The sequence below is a fragment of the Agromyces sp. Y575 genome (assembly GCF_059445445.1).
On sequence record NZ_JCAIUI010000003.1, the window covers coordinates 630,035 to 646,957 of the forward strand.

Genomic DNA, 16,923 nt, shown 5'->3' on the forward strand with positions numbered 1-16,923 from the left:
ATGGCACTGACCCGCCTCGAGATGGCCGCGAGGGCCGCCCGTGAACTCGCCGACGGCTCGTACGTGAACCTCGGCATCGGCCTGCCCACGCTCGTGCCGAACTACGTGCCCGACGGGGTCACGATCCTGCTGCAGTCCGAGAACGGCATCCTCGGCGTCGGTCCGTACCCGACCGAAGATGCGGTCGACCCCGACCTCATCAACGCGGGCAAGGAGACGGTGACGGTGTTGCCCGGTGCCGCGTACTTCGACTCGGCGACGAGCTTCGGCATGATCCGGGGCGGCAAGATCGACGCCGCCATCCTCGGCGCCATGCAGGTGTCGGCGACGGGTGACCTCGCCAACTGGATGATCCCCGGCAAGATGGTGAAGGGCCCAGGCGGCGCGATGGATCTCGTGCACGGCGCCCGCAAGGTGATCGTGCTCATGGAACACGTCGCGAAGGATGGCTCCGCGAAGATCGTGAACGAGTGCTCGTTGCCCCTCACCGGACGACGCGTCGTCGACCGCATCATCACCGACCTCGCCGTCATCGACGTGACGCCCGAAGGCCTGCGGCTCGTCGAGTGCGCTCCCGGGGTGACGGTCGACGAGGTCGTCGCCGCCACCGAGCCGCCGCTCATCACCTCCTGATCCGGAAGGCGAAATCTTGGTCGACACGATCTTCCCCGGTATCGATGCCCGCCGGCTGCGGACGCCGCGCCTGACCGCCGGTGTGCTCGAACGACGAGCGGATGCCCCGTCGAAGGCCGTGGTCTTCGTGCACGGCAACGTCTCGTCATCGCTGTTCTGGCAACCGATGATGCTCGCCTTGCCGCCCGAGATCGCGGCGTACGCCGTCGATCTGCGCGGGTTCGGCGACAGCGAGACGCTGCCGGTCGATGCCACCCGCGGACTTCGGGACTTCTCCGACGACGTGGCATCCGTCCTCGATGCCCTCGAGCTCGGCGCCGTGCACCTCGTCGGCTGGAGCATGGGCGGCGGCGTGGCGATGCAGCTGCTGCTCGACCGGCCCGAGCTCGTCGCGAGCCTCACCCTGCAGTCGACGGTGTCGCCGTACGGTTTCGGCGGCACGGCGCTCGACGGTTCGCTGCTGACATCGGATGCCGCGGGCACCGGCGGCGGGGGAGCGAACCTCGACTTCGTGGCCCGGCTCGCCGCCGGCGACCGCAGCGACGAGGCAGGTTCGCCACGAGCCGTGTACCGCTCGAGCTACGTCGCGCCCGGTTTCGTCTCGGAGCATGAAGACGTCTGGATCGAGTCGATGCTCTCGACGGCGATCGGGCTCGACAACTACCCCGGGGACTCGACGGTCTCCGAGACGTGGCCGGGGTTCGCGCCGGGCGGCGGCGGCGTGCTCAACACGATGGCGCCCTCCGTCTTCAACACCGCGGGCATCGTGGACCTCGACGTGAAGCCGCCGATCCTCTGGATCCACGGCCAACAGGACGCGATCGTCGGCGACAACTCGTTCTTCGATCTCAACCAGCTCGGCAAGGCGGGCATCATCCCGGGTTGGCCGGGTGATGAGGTCGCTTCGGTCCAACCGATGGTGTCGCAGACGCGAGCGGTGCTCGCGGAGTACGCGGCACGCGGTGGTGTCGTCACCGAGCTCGCGCTCGAGAACTGCGGGCACTCGCCGCACCTCGAGCATCCCGAGGCGTTCCGCGACGCGCTCGTCGCCCATCTGACCGTCTGACGGTGCGCATCGGGGCAGACCCTGACGTCCGGAATGCCCCTCTGCACCGATACCGTGTCCCGAGGCAATGCGCGCAGATGCGCGTAGCGACGCAGTCGCGATCACCGTTACGGCGATGCTCGCTGCGACACTGCTCGCAGGTTGTGTGGCAACCCCGTCACCCCCTCGCCGTCGACGGCCGCGAGCGAAGCGCCCAGCATGCCGAGCTTCGGAGTCACGTTCACGGGCCCCGAAACGGCAAGCGTCGCGATCGCGACGTCGCGCGGACCCGCGAGGACGCACTCCGACACCGGGGCTCGCCTGAGCGCTGCACTATAGCGCGCGACCGGCCCCGGCGGGAAGGTCTGTCGCAGGGAAGATCCCGGTCCCACACTGGGAGCACGGGCGAGTCACCGCCCGGCGAGGTCGGCGCTCCACCGGCCGTCGGCTCGTCCGCACGGCGCACCGTCGAGGCATCCATCGATCGAGGAGGACACCGTGGCCGCAGATGGAGGAAGCCGTACCAAGCAGGAGGCACCGGCGCCCGACGACGACCGCAAGCCCGACACGCCCGCCGAGGTCTCCAAGAGCTCGTGGATGTACGTGCTTCGCAGGAGCTTCCGTGAGTTCATCGACGACGAGTGCCTGGACCGCGCCGCATCGCTCACGTACTACGGGGTGCTCGCCCTCTTCCCGGCCCTGCTCGCCATCATGTCGCTGCTCGCGCTGGTCGGGCAGGGACAGCGTGCGATCGACCAGATCTTCGGCTTCGTCGAACAGGTGGCGCCCGGTGAGGTGCTCGACGTCATTCGCGGCCCGATCGAGGACTTCAGCACGTCGCCCGCGGCCGGCTTCGGGTTCGTGACCGGTCTGGTGATCGCCATCTGGTCGGCCTCCGGGTACGTCGGCGCGTTCAGTCGGGGCATGAACGCCATCTACGAGATCGATGAGGGCCGCCCGTTCTGGAAGCTGCGCCCGATGCAGCTCGTCGTGACGATCATCACGCTCCTGCTCATCGTCGTGATGGCGGTCATCCTCGTGGTATCGGGGCCCGTCACCGAGGCGCTCGGCGAAGCACTCGGCCTAGGAGAGGCCGTCACGATCGTCTGGGAGATCGCGAAGTGGCCACTGCTGGCACTCGCCGTGATTCTCGCCATCGCGATCCTCTACTACGCCACTCCGAATGCGAAGCAGCCGAAGTTCCGCTGGATCAGCGTCGGCGCCGTGATCGCGATCGTCGTGCTCGTGATCGTCTCCGCCGGGTTCGCGCTCTACGTGGCGAACTTCTCGAACTACGACCGCACGTACGGCTCCTTCGCCGGCGCGATCGTGTTCCTGCTCTGGCTCTGGCTCGCGAACTGCGCTCTGCTCTTCGGGGCGGAATTCGACGCCGAGCTCGAGCGCGGACGCCAGCTCCAGGCGGGCATCCGCGCCGAGGAGAACATCCAGCTCCCGCCGCGCGACACCCGCAAGAGCGACAAGGCTGCGAAGAAGGAGCAGGAAGACATCGAGCTCGGCCGAAAGATCCGCTTGGAGCACGCGGACGAAGACGACGGGAACGCCGCGAATTCGGGTGAGGAGCGGCGGTAGGCCGCCGCTCCGATCGAGATGCACGAAGAGCGCTGAGCGAAGCGGCATCCGCATCTCAGCCGTCGACCCTCCGCGCGGAAGTAGACTCGGATCGTGCCTGCTGTGAATCTCGGAATGCCCAAAGTCCCTGAGGTACTGGCCCCGCGACGCAAGTCCCGCCAGATCAAGGTGGGCAAGGTGCTCGTGGGCGGCGACGCTCAGGTGAGCGTTCAGTCGATGACCACGACGCCCACGACGAACATCAACGCCACCCTGCAGCAGATCGCCGAGCTCACAGCTTCGGGTTGCGACATCGTGCGGGTCGCAGTGCCGAGCCGCGACGACGCCGAAGCCTTGCCGATCATCGCGAAGAAGAGCCAGATCCCGGTCATCGCCGACATCCACTTCCAGCCGAACTACGTGTTCGCCGCGATCGACGCGGGTTGCGCCGCTGTGCGCGTGAACCCCGGCAACATCCGCAAGTTCGACGACCGCATCGGCGAGATCGCAACCGCGGCGAAGGCGGCCGGCGTGTCACTCCGCATCGGCGTGAACGCCGGCTCACTCGACCCGCGCCTGCTCCAGAAGTACGGCAAGGCGACGCCCGAGGCACTCGTCGAGTCGGCGGTGTGGGAGGCGAGCCTCTTCGAGGAGCACGACTTCCACGACTTCAAGATCTCGGTCAAGCACAACGACCCCATCGTCATGGTGAAGGCCTACCGGTTGCTCGCAGAGCGCGGCGACTGGCCGCTGCACCTCGGCGTGACCGAGGCGGGCCCCGCATTCCAGGGCACGATCAAGTCGGCGACGGCGTTCGGCATCCTGCTCGGCGAGGGCATCGGCGACACCATCCGCGTCTCGCTTTCCGCTCCGCCCGTCGAGGAGATCAAGGTCGGCCTGCAGATCCTGCAGTCGCTGAACCTCCGTGAGCGCAAGCTCGAGATCGTCTCGTGCCCGTCGTGCGGCCGCGCTCAGGTCGACGTGTACAAGCTCGCGAACGACGTGACCGACGGTCTCGAAGGAATGACCGTGCCGCTCCGCGTCGCCGTCATGGGCTGCGTCGTCAACGGCCCCGGCGAGGCTCGCGAAGCCGACCTCGGCGTGGCATCCGGCAACGGCAAGGGCCAGATCTTCGTGAAGGGCGAGGTCATCAAGACCGTGCCCGAGTCCGAGATCGTCGCGACCCTGATCGAAGAGGCCAACCGCATCGCCGACGAGATGGGCGCAGACGCGCCGGTCGGCACGCCCGAGGTGCTCACCCCGTAGTCGCGGGCGCCGCCCGAGCGTAGGGTGGGCGAAAACGGGTGCCCTGCGGCATCCGATCGCGAGAGGAGACCGCGATGAGCGGAGACGGCACCGAGTTCGAATACCCTGACGAAGCGGGGTATCCCGATGGCATGGGCACGCTCCACGAGGGCACCGACGACGCTGCGACGGCAGCCGAAGGCGATCTCGAGGGGTTCGCGCTCGACGACGAGGAAGACGTCGAGGGCGTCTGACCGGCGACGGCTCGAGTCGCTCCGACGTCAGGCCGCGTCGGCGACTCGGAACTGCACTGCGCCCGCGCGGATGTCGGCCGACTCCAGCACGACGTCGAGTTCCGTGCCGGCGCGCACTCCCGCCGGCGCTGGGCACGTTGCCGAGACGGCGGGCTCCGCGAGCTGGATCACGGCGTTCTCACCGCGCACCTCGAGCACCGTCACAGTGAAGCGTTCCCCGATGTGCCCGTGCAGCACGGCGGCCTCCACCCGGGCCACGGATGCCGCGTCGAGCTGACTCGCCCGCTGCGACGACGCACCCATGAGCGACGGGAGCGAGGCGAGCGATGAGCGAGCCCATTCGGGTACCTCGCGGCGGGAGCTGACCGCTTCGCACACGACGAGCGCCCACCGATCGACGAGGCGGCGCAGTGGCGCGGTGACGTGCGCGTAGGGCGCAGCGATCGCCGATTGCATCGGATCAGGCGGAATCGCACCATCGATCACGACATAGCCCGCACCACGGAAGAGTCCGGACGCCACCTGCATCACCGCGAGCGAGACGGGATCATCCCGGTCGAGCCCGCGAAGGTATTCGCCGTACGAGATCGTCTCGGGCCATGGTCGCCCGAGCGCCTGCGTCTGAATGCGGAATGCGGCGATTCGATCCTCGGTCGGCTTCGGCATCGTGCGGAGTATGCCGATGCGCGCACCGATCATGAGCTCTGCTGCGGCCATGCCGGTCATGAGGGAGAGCTGCGCGTTCCACTCCTCGACCGGCAGCGGGTGTCGGCGTTCGAGGGCGTAGCCGCCGTCGGGCGTGCGCACGATCTCCTCGTCGGGAGAGTTGAGGCTGGCGCCGCCGCGGGCGCGCTCGAGCTCGATGCGCAGGAGCCCGACCTCGCGGAGGAGGGTGAGCGATGAGCCCCCGTCACCTGCATCGATGCGCGCTTGCGCGTCGTCGTAGGTCAACTGTTCGCGCGAGCGCACTGTTGCGCGAGCGAGCTGTGTGCCGGTAACCACGCCGTGCCGGTCGAGTTCGAACGACCACACGAACGCGCTGCGGTCGGCGTCGGGCAGGAGCGAGGAACGGTCCTCGCTGAGCACGGGCGGATGCAGCGGCACTCGCCCGTCGGCGGCATACAGAGTCTGGCCGCGGCGTCTGGCCTCGTGGTCGACGGCGCCGTCGGGGCGCACCCAGCCCGGGACATCCGCGATCGCATAGTGCACGATGAAGCCGGCGGTCTTGCGCGCGATGTGCAACGCCTGGTCGAGATCGGTCGAACCGGGCGGGTCGATCGTGACGAACTCGATCTCGCGAAGATCACCCTCGGGCGGCGGTGTCGAGGTGAGCGTCGCGGATGCCTCGGCGTCGACCTCCGGCGGGAAGACGGCGGGCAGCTCGAGCTCATCGCGGAGCTCTGCGAGTGCCGTGGCGAGTTCGCTCTGCGCGGCGGAGACGGCGACATGATGGCGTCGTGCTGTCATGCGCCCAGCCTAGGGTGAGCGCCCGAACTAGAATCGTCGGGTGCCCACACGCCTGACGAACTACTTCCTCCGCACGCTCCGTGAAGACCCCGCCGATGCCGAGGTCACGAGCCACCGCCTGCTCGTGCGCGCCGGCTACATCCGCCGCCAGGCGCCGGGCATCTTCGCGTGGCTGCCGCTGGGTCTTCGCGTGAAGGCGAAGATCGAGGGGATCATCCGCGAGGAGATGACGAACGCGGGTGCACACGAGGTGCACTTCCCTGCGCTGCTGCCGCGCGAGCCCTACGAGCAGAGCGGTCGCTGGGAGAGCTATGGCGACAACATCTTCCGGATGCACGACCGGAAGGGTGGTGACTACCTCCTCGCACCGACCCACGAGGAGATGTTCACGCTGCTGGTGAAGGACCTCTATTCCTCCTACAAGGATCTGCCACTCGCCATTTACCAGATCCAGGACAAGTACCGAGACGAAACACGCCCTCGCGCGGGCCTCCTGCGCGGCCGCGAGTTCACGATGAAAGACGCGTACTCGTTCGACGTGACCGATGAAGGCCTCGACGCCAGCTACCAGAATCAGCGCGACGCCTACGAACGGATCTTCCAGCGCCTCGGCCTCGAGTACGTGATCGTGAAGGCGGACAACGGGCTCATGGGTGGCGCTCGCAGCGAGGAGTTCCTGCACCCGACCCCGGTGGGCGAAGACACCTTCGTGCGCTCGGCCGGCGGGTATGCGGCCAACGTCGAGGCGTTCGAGACGATCGTGCCGCCCGCGCTGCCGTTCGACGGTCTGCCCGCCGCTGTTGTGCTCGACTCGCCGAACACGCCGACGATCGCGACGCTCGTCGACCTCGCGAACGCCGAGTACCCGCGACCCGACGGCCGCGAGTGGACCGCAGCGGACACGCTGAAGAACGTCGTGCTCGCCGTCGTGCAGGCCGACGGCGCCCGCGAGGTCGTCGTCATCGGACTGCCGGGCGACCGCGATGTCGAGATGAAGCGCGTCGAGGTGGCGTTCGCCCCCGGCGTGGTCGAGCCCGCGACCGACGCGGACTTCGCGAAGCACCCCGGCCTCGTGAAGGGCTACATCGGCCCGTGGTCGGCCGACGGCGCCGTGCTCGGTGAAGAGTCGGCCACCGGCATCCGCTACCTCGTCGACCCCCGCGTGGTCGACGGCACCGAGTGGATCACGGGCGCGAATGCCGACCAGAAGCACGTGTTCGGCCTCGTCGCGGGTCGTGACTTCGTCGCCGACGGCACCGTCGAGGCTGCGAACGTGCGCGCCGGCGACCCCGCACCCGACGGCTCCGGCCCGGTCGAGCTGGCCCGAGGCATGGAGATCGGCCACGTCTTCCAACTCGGTCGCTTCTTCTCAGATGTGCTCGGCCTCAAGGTGCTCGACGAGAACGGCAAGCTCGTCACGGTCACGATGGGTTCGTACGGCATCGGGGTGACCCGCATCCTCGCGATCATCGCGGAAGACAACAACGACGACAAGGGGCTCATCTGGCCGCCGTCCGTCGCACCGTTCGACGTGCACGTGCTCGCAGCCGGTAAAGACACGGCCGTGTTCGAGGCTGCCGAGACGATCGTGGCGCAGCTCGAGGCATCCGGATACGACGTGCTCTTCGACGACCGCCCGAAGGTCTCACCCGGAGTGAAGTTCGGCGACGCCGAGCTCATCGGCATCCCGAAGATCGTGATCGCCGGCCGCGGGGTGGTCGATGGCCTCGTCGAGGTGTGGGATCGCGCGAGCGGCGAGCGCACGCAAGTGCCGATCGGCGAGGTCGTCACGGCACTCGCCTGAACCCGGCGAGCGGGATGCCTCGCCGTGACGTATCCGCAATAGGTGCCGAATCGATGCACAGGCACGGCGTTCATCGATTCGGCACCAATCGGCGGGCGATCACCTCACGGCGTCACACATGTTCTCTTCGCGGCCGTGGTTGAGCTCCATCGAGCGGATCCCGGTGGCCGCGAACGACACGATGTGCCGGCCGGTCACGTAGTAGTAGCCATTCGGCAGGTCCGGAGCGCTCCCGACCGGCCAGCCCAGGGCGAATGGGCCATTGGCGTCGACCGTCTGCAGGGCTCCCGCCTCGGAGAACATGTAGGTCGCGTGGCCGCTGATGTTGTACCGCTTCGACGCTCCGGTCTCGACATTGACCGCTTCGACGATGTAGGGGCCGAGGTACTCCTGCTCTCGGACATTTCCGTTCTCCCATCGCGAGAGCACCCGGCCACGGACTCCCTGCTGCAACGTGCGCGTCTCGAGGTCGAAGTCGCCGCAGTAGCGAGCAGCGGGTGCCCGAGTCACGTCCGGCTCGGTCACCGACTCCCATGGCTCCTGCACGTCGTGCCAGCTGTCGGCGGCCATTGCCGTTCCCGAGCTCATCAGAGTTGCTACCAGCACTGCCACGCTTGCGAGGATGATACGTCGCAGAGTGTGATCTTTCTTATTAAGTGTTAATGTCATTGCCACACCGAAGCGGTCATGGGTTGGTGTCGTCAACAGCAGTAACCGAATCGTGACCTGCCGGATGAGCCGAGGGCACGAAGCAGACGATCAAGCCCGAGTTGCAGCTCTCAGGCGACCCGCCGCGCGCCTCAGCCGTGCAGGTGGTCGCGGTGCTTGTCGGCCTCGTGGCGGAGCCTCGCGGAGTCGACGGGCCCGGTGACGCTCTGCGCGTCTTCCCAGCACTCGATGCCGCTGACGTCCGGCAGGAGATCGCGGGTGAAGACCGGGTTCAGCCCTGCCCTGCGTTGCCGCGAGTAGTCGCGCAGCAACCTGAACGCGATGCCCGACAGCAGCGCGATCGCCACGAGATTGATGATCGCCATGATGCCCATGACGCCGTCGGCGGTGTTCCAGATGAGATCAGAGGATGCCACGGAGCCGACGAAGATCGCGACGATTGTGAGCACGCGGTAGACGGCGAGCACTGAGCGACGACGGGTGATGAACTCGATGTTGGACTCGCCGTAGTAGTAGTTGCCGAGAATCGAGCTGAACGCGAGCAGGAAGATGATGACGCTCAGCACGACGCTCGACCATGCGCCGAGGTTCGCGACGACCGCATTCTGCGTCAGCCCGATGCCGCGGGTGGCGCCTTCGAGATCAGGGCTCGAGACGAGGATGATGAACGCCGTGATCGTACAGACGAGGAAGGTGTCGAAGTAGACGCCGAGCGTCTGCACGAGTCCCTGCTTGACCGGGTGGGTCACCGCGGCGCTCGCGCCGGCGTTCGGAGCCGAGCCGAGCCCGGCTTCGTTCGAGAACATGCCGCGTTTCACGCCGGTCAGCACGATCATGCCGAGCGTGGCCCCGATGACCTCGTTGTAGCCGAACGCCTGGGTGAAGATCGAGGCGAAGACCTCGGGAAACTGCGAGAAATTCATCACGACGATGACGAGTCCGAGCAGCAGATAGAGCAGTGCCATCAGGGGTACGACCGCCTGAGTCACCGAGGCGATGCGCCGCACGCCGCCGAACACGACGAGCCCGATGAGCGCGGCGAGCACGATGCCGACGACCCATGAGACCCAGTCGGGAGCGCCGTCGGGGCTGATCGTCGTGCCGACCGTCGCGCTGATCGTGTTCGCCTGGAGCGACGAGAACGCGAAGGGGAAGCAGACGATGAGCACGATCGCAAAGGCCACGCCCATCCATCGGGCGCGGAGGCCCCGTTGCATGTAGTACGCCGGGCCACCGCGGAAGCCGTCACGATCGCGCACCTTGAAGAGCTGGCCGAGCGTCGACTCGACGAAGCTCGATGCGCCGCCGATGAACGCCATGACCCACATCCAGAAGATCGCGCCCGGGCCGCCGACGGCGATCGCCGTTCCGACACCCGCGATGTTGCCGACGCCGACGCGCGAGGCCGCGGAGATGGTGAACGCCTGGAATGCGGAGACCGACTGCGGCCGGCCCGAGGCGTCGCGCGGGGTCTTGTCTGTCAGTGTGCGGAGCATCTCGGGAATGAGCCGGAACTGCACCACGCCGGAGCGTACGGTGAAGTACACGCCGAGCACCACGACCACGGGCAGCACGATCCACGTCCAGAACGCATCGCCTGCGGCGAGCACCCACTCGTTGATGCTATGCATGTGCTCAGTATTGCGCTTTGCGTGGCCGCTCGAGTGCCGCGACATCCGGTACCGTAGAGTCCTGTCCGCTCCGAGGGGAAGCGGCTTGAGAGCTGAATAGAGGAGGCCGGGTTATGGATATCGACCTCAGCGTGCTGCGGATGATGGAGCGCGAGAAAGAGATCCCATTCGACGAACTGGTGGAGATCATCGAGCAGGCCATTCTGATGGCGTACTTGAAGCACACGCATCCCGACCAGCACGGCCACGCGAACCCCGAAGGTGTGCGCGCCCACCTCGACCGCAAGACCGGTCACGTCTCGGTGTACGTTCCCGAGCTCGACGAAGAGGGCAACGTCATCGGCGAGGCCGAAGACTCCCCGAGCGACTTCGGGCGCATCGCCGCGTTCGCCGCGAAGCAGGTCATCAATCAGCGTCTGCGCGACATCGCCGACGATGCGGTGCTCGGCGAGTTCCGCGGGCGTGAGGGCGACATCGTCGCCGGCATCATCCAGCAGGGCCCGAACCCGCGCATGGTGCACATCGACCTCGGCACGGTCGAGGCGATCCTGCCGCCCGAAGAACAGGTTCCCGGCGAGGAGTACCTGCACGGCCAGCGCATCCGCGTCTACGTGACGAGTGTCGCCAAGGGCATGAAAGGCCCGTCGATCACGGTGTCGCGCACGCATCCGGCGCTCGTGCGCAAGCTCTTCGCCCTCGAGGTGCCCGAGATCGCCTCCGGCGTCGTCGAGATCGTTTCGCTCGCCCGCGAGGCCGGTCACCGCACCAAGATCGCCGTGCGCGCCACGCAGCCCGGCGTGAACGCCAAGGGTGCCGCGATCGGCGAACTCGGACAGCGCGTGCGCGCCGTCACCGCCGAGCTCGGCTCCGAGAAGATCGACATCGTCGACTGGAACGATGACCTCGCGACGTTCGTCGCGAGCGCCCTGAGCCCCGCGAAGGTCACGAGCGCGTTCGTGATCGACGAGTCGACGCGGGCCGTGCGCGCCCTCGTTCCCGATTACCAGCTCTCGCTCGCCATCGGCAAGGAGGGTCAGAACGCCCGTCTCGCCGCGAAGTTGACGGGCGCGAAGATCGACATCCAGCCCGACTCGGTCCTCGAGTCGAACTGAGGCCAACGGCCGCCCTGCGGCCGACGCCAATATCCACCGAACGGCCGCCGTCGGCGGACGAACAACGCAGAGTGTAAGATGGAACCCGTCAGAACGTGCATCGGATGCCGTTCGCGCGCCCCGCGGTCCTCGCTTCTGAGGGTCGTCACCCAGAACTCCCACGTCATCGCAGATGATGCGGCTGTGCTTCCGGGCAGGGGTGCGTGGCTGCATCCGTCACTCGAGTGCTACCGGCTCGCCGTGCGGCGACACGCCTTCGGGCGTGCACTCCGCATTCGCGGCGAGGTGGACACCAGCAACGTAGAGAACAGGCTGAACGGCGTGATCACTAATGAGTAACGACTCATGAGCGGCTCGAAATGAGACCCGTCCGTCATTGATGGTCTGCCCCTGTCCGGGGTCGGACCCGGAACAGGAGAGAAGTGGCTGCCAAACCACGCGTACACGAGATCGCAAGCGAACTCGGTGTCGACAGCAAGATCGCCCTTGAGAAGCTCAAGGAGATGGGCGAGTACGTCAAGGGACCCTCGTCGTCCATCGAACCCCCCGTCGCTCGGCGGCTGAAGGCCGCGCTCGAGGCCGCAAGCGCGGCCCGGGCCGCAGCGCCCGCCGCCGCTCCCGCTCCCGCAGCGACCGGAGCCAAGCCCGGCGCGAAGCCGGGCCCCAAGCCCGCTCCGAAGCGCCCGGCCGCCCCTGAGGCGCCCGCAGAAGCTCCTGCGCCCGCGGCGGCCCCCGAAGCTGATGTCGCTCCCGTCGCCGAGGTGCCGCTCACGGTCGCCGAGCGTCAGGCGCAGGCCGAAGAGCGAGCCGCGCAGGCCGCGGCCGAGAAGTCGTCGGATGCTCCGGCGGCCGCTTCGACCGAAACCGATGTCGCCGCGCCGTCCGGTGCGCCGGCCTCTGCCAGCACGGCCCCGCGTCCCGGGGCTCCGCGTCCCGGTGCCGGTACCCCGCGCCCCGGCAACAACCCGTTCTCGAGCGCGCAGGGCATGGGCTCGCGCCCGGCCCAGCCGCGCCCGGGCAACAACCCGTTCTCGAGCGCCCAGGGCATGGGTCAACGCCCGAGCCCCGGCAACATCCCCCGCCCGCAGGCGCCGCGTCCCGGTTCACCGCGTCCCGGCGCTCCGCGCCCGGCCGGTGCGGGTGGTGGTCGTCCCGGTGGCGGCTTCCAGCGTCCCGGTGGCGCAGGTGGCGCAGGTGGCGGTGCAGGTGCTCGTCCCGGTGGCGCACCCGGTGGCGGCTTCCAGCGCCCCGGCGGCGCACCCGGTGGTGGCTTCGGCGGCCCCCGTCCCTCTGGTGGCGGTGGCCGTGGCCGTGGCCCCGGCGGCGGTACCGCAGGTGCATTCGGCCGCGGTGGCGGCAAGAGCAAGTCGCGCAAGTCGAAGCGGACGAAGCGGGCAGAGTTCGAGATGCGGGAGGCCCCGTCGCTCGGCGGCGTGAGCGTTCCCCGTGGCGACGGCAACACCGTCGTCCGGCTCCGGCGCGGCTCCTCGATCTCCGACTTCGCCGACAAGATCGACGCGAACCCCGGTTCGCTCGTGACCGTGCTGTTCCACCTCGGTGAGATGGCGACCGCGACCGAGTCGCTCGACGAGGCAACCTTCCAGGTGCTCGGCGAAGAGCTCGGCTACAAGATCCAGGTCGTCTCTCCTGAAGACGAAGACCGCGAGCTTCTCGAGGGCTTCGACATCGACCTCGACCAGGAGCTCGAGGACGAGACCGACGAAGAGCTCCAGCAGCGTCCCCCGGTCGTGACCGTCATGGGCCACGTCGACCACGGTAAGACCCGCCTCCTCGACGCGATTCGCAACGCGAACGTCGTCGATGGCGAGGCCGGCGGCATCACCCAGCACATCGGTGCATACCAGGTGCACGCCGAGCACGAGGGCATCGATCGCCCGATCACCTTCATCGACACTCCGGGCCACGAGGCGTTCACCGCCATGCGTGCCCGTGGTGCGCAGGTCACCGACATCGCGATCCTGGTCGTCGCGGCCGATGACGGCATCATGCCGCAGACGATCGAGGCCTTGAACCACGCGCAGTCGGCCAACGTGCCGATCGTGGTCGCGGTGAACAAGATCGACAAGCCCGACGCGAATCCCGCCAAGGTGCGCCAGCAGCTCACCGAGTTCGGCCTGGTCGCCGAGGAGTACGGCGGCGACGTCATGTTCGTCGACGTCTCGGCTCGCGAGAACATCGGCATCAAGGAACTCCTCGATGCCGTGCTGCTCACGGCCGACGCCGGTCTCGACATGCGTGCGAACCCCAACAAGGCAGCGCGTGGTGTGGCCATCGAGGCCAAGCTCGACAAGGGGCGCGGTGCAGTTGCGACCGTGCTCATCCAGTCGGGCACGCTGCGCGTCGGCGATGCGATCGTCGCGGGCACTGCGTACGGCCGCGTTCGTGCGATGGCCGATGAGAACGGCGACGCCGTGCTCGAAGCCACCCCGTCGCGACCCGTGCAGGTGCAGGGCCTCTCGAGCGTCCCGCGCGCCGGTGACACCTTCCTCGTCACTGAAGAAGACCGCACCGCGCGTCAGATCGCCGAGAAGCGTGAAGCCGCCGAGCGCAACGCGCAGCTGGCGAAGGCCCGCAAGCGCATCTCGCTCGAAGACTTCACCCGTGCACTCGAAGAGGGCAAGGTCGAGTCGCTCAACCTCATCATCAAGGGTGACGTCTCGGGTGCCGTCGAGGCGCTCGAAGAGTCGCTGCTCAAGATCGAGGTCGACGACTCGGTGCAGCTTCGCATCCTCCACCGCGGTGTGGGTGCGATCACCGAGAGCGACGTCAACCTCGCGACGATCGACAACGCGATCATCGTCGGGTTCAACGTGCGCCCCGACACGAAGGCGCGCGAGCGTGCAGCTCGTGAGGGCGTCGACATCCGCTTCTACTCGGTGATCTACAACGCGATCGACGAGATCGAGGACTCGCTGAAGGGCATGCTGAAGCCCGAGTACGAAGAGGTGCAGTCGGGTGTCGCCGAGATCCGCGAGGTGTTCCGCTCCTCGAAGATCGGCAACATCGCCGGTGTCATCGTGCGATCGGGAACGATCACGCGCAACGCCAAGGCTCGCGTCATCCGCGATGGCGTCGTCGTCGGCGACAACCTCGCGATCGAATCGCTGCGTCGCTTCAAAGACGACGTCACCGAGGTCCGTACGGACTTCGAGGCGGGTATCGGCCTCGGCAAGTTCAACGACATCCAGGTCGGCGACGAGATCGAGACCATCGAAATGCGGGAGAAGCCCCGGGCATAGCTCGTGGGATCGGGTCCCCGCTCTTCACTCCGGTGAAGAGCGGGGACCATACCCCGATTCAGGTCGAGGCGGGCAGGGCGGCGAAGCCGTTCTGGCCTTGCCACGAAAGGAGATACATCATGGCGGATCCGGCACGGGCCAGGAAGATGGCCGATCGCATCAAGGAGATCGTTGCGAAGCGCCTCGACAAGGGCTTGCGCGACCCGCGGCTCGGCTTCGTCACCATCACCGACGTCCGCGTCACGGGTGACCTGCAGCACGCCAGCATCTTCTACACCGTGTACGGCACGGAAGAAGAGCGTGACGATTCCGCCAAGGCGCTGAAGGCCGCGACGGGGATGCTCCGCAGCGAGGTCGGCCGCAACATCACCGCGCGGCTCACCCCGTCGCTCGAGTTCATCGCGGACGCGATCCCCGAGAACGCCCAGCACATCGCCGCGCTCCTGCATGAAGCGCGCACTCGCGACACCGAGACGGCCGAGCTCGCCTCGACGGCTGAATACGCGGGCGAGGCAGATCCCTACGTGAAGCCGCGGGAGTTCGACGACGAGATGCTCGACCGCGAGCGTGAGAGCGATCTCGACGCTTCCGACGACGACGAGCCCGGCACCGCGCGCTGAGGTTCCGCGTCACCACCGCGAGCGCGTCGCCCTGCCGGTCAGGCCTCAGGCAGACGGTATCCGTCAGCCTCGTGAACTGCGAGCCCGTCGGCGACGAGGGTGGCGACGGCGCGATCGAGTTGCGCCGCGTCGGGCCAGAGCGGTGCGAGTTCGACTCGTGAGACCGGGCGGTGCGCAGCTCTGAGTTCGCGCATCACGAGCCCGCGCACTTGCCGGTGGGAGCCGGCGAACTGCGCCTGCACGGCCTTCTTCGCCCCCAGATACGCGGGGTAGCCGGCAGCTCGCCATGCGCACGAGTCGGCGATCGGGCATGCCGCGCACTGCGGCGTTCTGGCAGTGCAGACGATAGCGCCGAGTTCCATCGCGCCCGCATTGAAGGCACGCGCATCCGCGGCGTCGCGGGGGAGCAGTGCAGTCATCGCGGCGAGGTCGCGTGCCGTCGATGGCGGGGCCGGCTCGCCGTGTCCCAGAACTGCGCGTGCGATCACCCGGCGGGTGTTGGTGTCAACGACCGGAACCCGCTCGCCGAATGCGAACGCAGCGATCGCGCGTGCCGTGTAGGGGCCGATGCCCTGCAGTGCGAGGAGGGCGTCGAGATCGGCGGGCACTTCGCCGCCGTGCCGCTCGACGATCTCGACGGCGGCACGGTGCAGCCAGAGGGCCCGGCGCGGGTAGCCGAGCCGGTCCCACGCGCGAACCGCCTCGGACGGCGGCTCGGCAGCGAGAGCCGCCGCGGTCGGCCAGCGCTCGATCCATGCCTGCCACCGGGGAATCACCCGGGCGACCTGCGTCTGCTGCAGCATGAACTCGCTCACGAGCACGGCCCAGGGGGAAACTTCGGCCGCTCGCCATGGCAGCGGCCTCGCGGCATCCGCGAACCAGTCGATGACCGGCCGCGTGAGTACATCGGCGGTCGGGCGGCGGGGCATTCGTCCAGCCTACGGCGAGGCGGATGTCACGGAGCTAGGCTCGGGGCATGCGGCTTGTCACGACGCCCCGGGTCACCTTCCTCCGTTCGATCGCCGATGAGATCTTGCAGCATCACGGTCGCGGGCGGATGATCGTGGCGATCGACGGTCCGCTGCAGAGCGGTAAGACCGCTTTCGGCGACGATCTCGCAGCGGTACTCGAGGAACGCGATCACGCGGTGTTCCGCGCGAGCATGGAGGGGTTCCATCGCTCGAGAGAGGCGCAGGCGGTCTTCGGCGACGACACGCCCGCCCGATACTTCCGCTACGGCTTCGACGAGTCGGCATTGCGGCGCGTGCTCGTCGAGCCATTCCGGCTCGGAGGTTCGACCGCGTTCGTGACCCGGGTCTTCGATCCAGCACGTGACACGTGGGTCGAGCCGAAGTGGATCACCGGCCCCGATGACGCAATCCTCGTGATCGACGGCCGGTTCCTCCTGCGGCAACGACTTGCCGGGCTCTGGGACGTACGCATCGCCCTCGACGGCGAGCCCGTCGACCCCGCCGACGAGATCGCGTACGCCGAGGCCGACCCGCGTCTCGTGGCATCCATCGTCGTCGACAACAGCGACCCCGAACACCCGCGTCGCCGGTTCTTCGACAGCTGCTGAAGCCACCAGACGATGTCGGAATGACCGGCGTCCCC

Annotated in this window: 16 protein-coding genes; 11 read left to right on the forward strand and 5 right to left on the reverse strand. The window is 67.9% G+C overall.

All coding sequences use genetic code 11. The features are described from left to right. Positions 1-633 (forward strand): CoA transferase subunit B, encoded by a 633-nt coding sequence (locus tag AC1C2U_RS15020; RefSeq protein WP_495362563.1) that lies wholly within the window; start codon positions 1-3, stop codon positions 631-633. Positions 634-649: 16 nt separating this feature from the next. Further along, a complete protein-coding gene (locus AC1C2U_RS15025; protein ID WP_495362564.1) occupies positions 650-1,699 on the forward strand; it encodes an alpha/beta hydrolase in 1,050 nt (349 codons plus the stop codon). Between the two features lie 107 nt (positions 1,700-1,806). On the opposite strand, the gene AC1C2U_RS15030 is transcribed toward AC1C2U_RS15025, so the two are convergent. Continuing rightward, positions 1,807-1,989, reverse strand: a complete 183-nt coding sequence (locus tag AC1C2U_RS15030; protein ID WP_495362565.1) for a hypothetical protein — start codon at positions 1,987-1,989, stop codon at positions 1,807-1,809. A 187-nt stretch (positions 1,990-2,176) separates the two neighbouring features. On the opposite strand from AC1C2U_RS15030, the gene AC1C2U_RS15035 reads away from it, so the two are divergent. The 3 genes from AC1C2U_RS15035 (at position 2,177) to AC1C2U_RS15045 (ending at position 4,746) form a co-directional block, all read left to right on the forward strand. Next, complete coding sequence (locus AC1C2U_RS15035; RefSeq protein WP_495362566.1) at positions 2,177-3,268, forward strand: YihY/virulence factor BrkB family protein; 1,092 nt, start codon at positions 2,177-2,179, stop codon at positions 3,266-3,268. Between the two features lie 114 nt (positions 3,269-3,382). Beyond that, positions 3,383-4,513, forward strand: coding sequence for a flavodoxin-dependent (E)-4-hydroxy-3-methylbut-2-enyl-diphosphate synthase (gene ispG / locus AC1C2U_RS15040; protein ID WP_495362567.1), 1,131 nt, complete (start codon positions 3,383-3,385; stop codon positions 4,511-4,513). A gap of 74 nt (positions 4,514-4,587) precedes the next feature. Beyond that, the gene (locus AC1C2U_RS15045; RefSeq protein ID WP_495362568.1) at positions 4,588-4,746 is read left to right on the forward strand and encodes a hypothetical protein; all 159 of its coding nucleotides are present in this window, start codon (positions 4,588-4,590) and stop codon (positions 4,744-4,746) included. 27 nt (positions 4,747-4,773) lie between these two features. Here AC1C2U_RS15045 and AC1C2U_RS15050 read toward each other — a convergent pair whose 3' ends face one another. Then, positions 4,774-6,213 carry an RNB domain-containing ribonuclease gene (locus tag AC1C2U_RS15050; RefSeq protein WP_495362569.1) on the reverse strand — a complete coding sequence of 480 codons (1,440 nt, stop codon included), beginning with the start codon at positions 6,211-6,213 and terminating at the stop codon, positions 4,774-4,776. Positions 6,214-6,253: 40 nt separating this feature from the next. On the opposite strand from AC1C2U_RS15050, the gene AC1C2U_RS15055 reads away from it, so the two are divergent. Then, entirely contained in the window at positions 6,254-8,017 is a 1,764-nt protein-coding gene (locus AC1C2U_RS15055; RefSeq protein ID WP_495362570.1) for a proline--tRNA ligase, read from the forward strand. 99 nt (positions 8,018-8,116) lie between these two features. Here the strand turns inward: AC1C2U_RS15055 and AC1C2U_RS15060 are convergent, their stop codons facing one another. Next, entirely contained in the window at positions 8,117-8,605 is a 489-nt protein-coding gene (locus AC1C2U_RS15060) for a hypothetical protein (RefSeq protein ID WP_495362571.1), read from the reverse strand. Positions 8,606-8,817: 212 nt separating this feature from the next. Beyond that, positions 8,818-10,317, reverse strand: a complete 1,500-nt coding sequence (locus tag AC1C2U_RS15065) for an alanine/glycine:cation symporter family protein (RefSeq protein ID WP_495362572.1) — start codon at positions 10,315-10,317, stop codon at positions 8,818-8,820. A 113-nt stretch (positions 10,318-10,430) separates the two neighbouring features. Between AC1C2U_RS15065 and nusA the strand changes: the two genes are divergently transcribed. The 4 genes from nusA (at position 10,431) to rbfA (ending at position 15,309) form a co-directional block, all read left to right on the forward strand. Next, positions 10,431-11,429 carry a transcription termination factor NusA gene (nusA, locus tag AC1C2U_RS15070; protein WP_495362573.1) on the forward strand — a complete coding sequence of 333 codons (999 nt, stop codon included), beginning with the start codon at positions 10,431-10,433 and terminating at the stop codon, positions 11,427-11,429. Between the two features lie 78 nt (positions 11,430-11,507). Then, entirely contained in the window at positions 11,508-11,768 is a 261-nt protein-coding gene (locus tag AC1C2U_RS15075) for a YlxR family protein (protein WP_495362574.1), read from the forward strand. 83 nt (positions 11,769-11,851) lie between these two features. Then, complete coding sequence (gene infB, locus AC1C2U_RS15080; protein WP_495362575.1) at positions 11,852-14,689, forward strand: translation initiation factor IF-2; 2,838 nt, start codon at positions 11,852-11,854, stop codon at positions 14,687-14,689. Between the two features lie 119 nt (positions 14,690-14,808). Then, positions 14,809-15,309, forward strand: coding sequence for a 30S ribosome-binding factor RbfA (gene rbfA / locus AC1C2U_RS15085; protein ID WP_495362576.1), 501 nt, complete (start codon positions 14,809-14,811; stop codon positions 15,307-15,309). 38 nt (positions 15,310-15,347) lie between these two features. Here rbfA and AC1C2U_RS15090 read toward each other — a convergent pair whose 3' ends face one another. After that, positions 15,348-16,238, reverse strand: a complete 891-nt coding sequence (locus AC1C2U_RS15090) for an HhH-GPD family protein (RefSeq protein ID WP_495362577.1) — start codon at positions 16,236-16,238, stop codon at positions 15,348-15,350. Between the two features lie 47 nt (positions 16,239-16,285). Between AC1C2U_RS15090 and AC1C2U_RS15095 the strand changes: the two genes are divergently transcribed. After that, positions 16,286-16,888, forward strand: a complete 603-nt coding sequence (locus AC1C2U_RS15095) for a nucleoside/nucleotide kinase family protein (protein ID WP_495362578.1) — start codon at positions 16,286-16,288, stop codon at positions 16,886-16,888. Positions 16,889-16,923 lie beyond the last annotated feature (35 nt).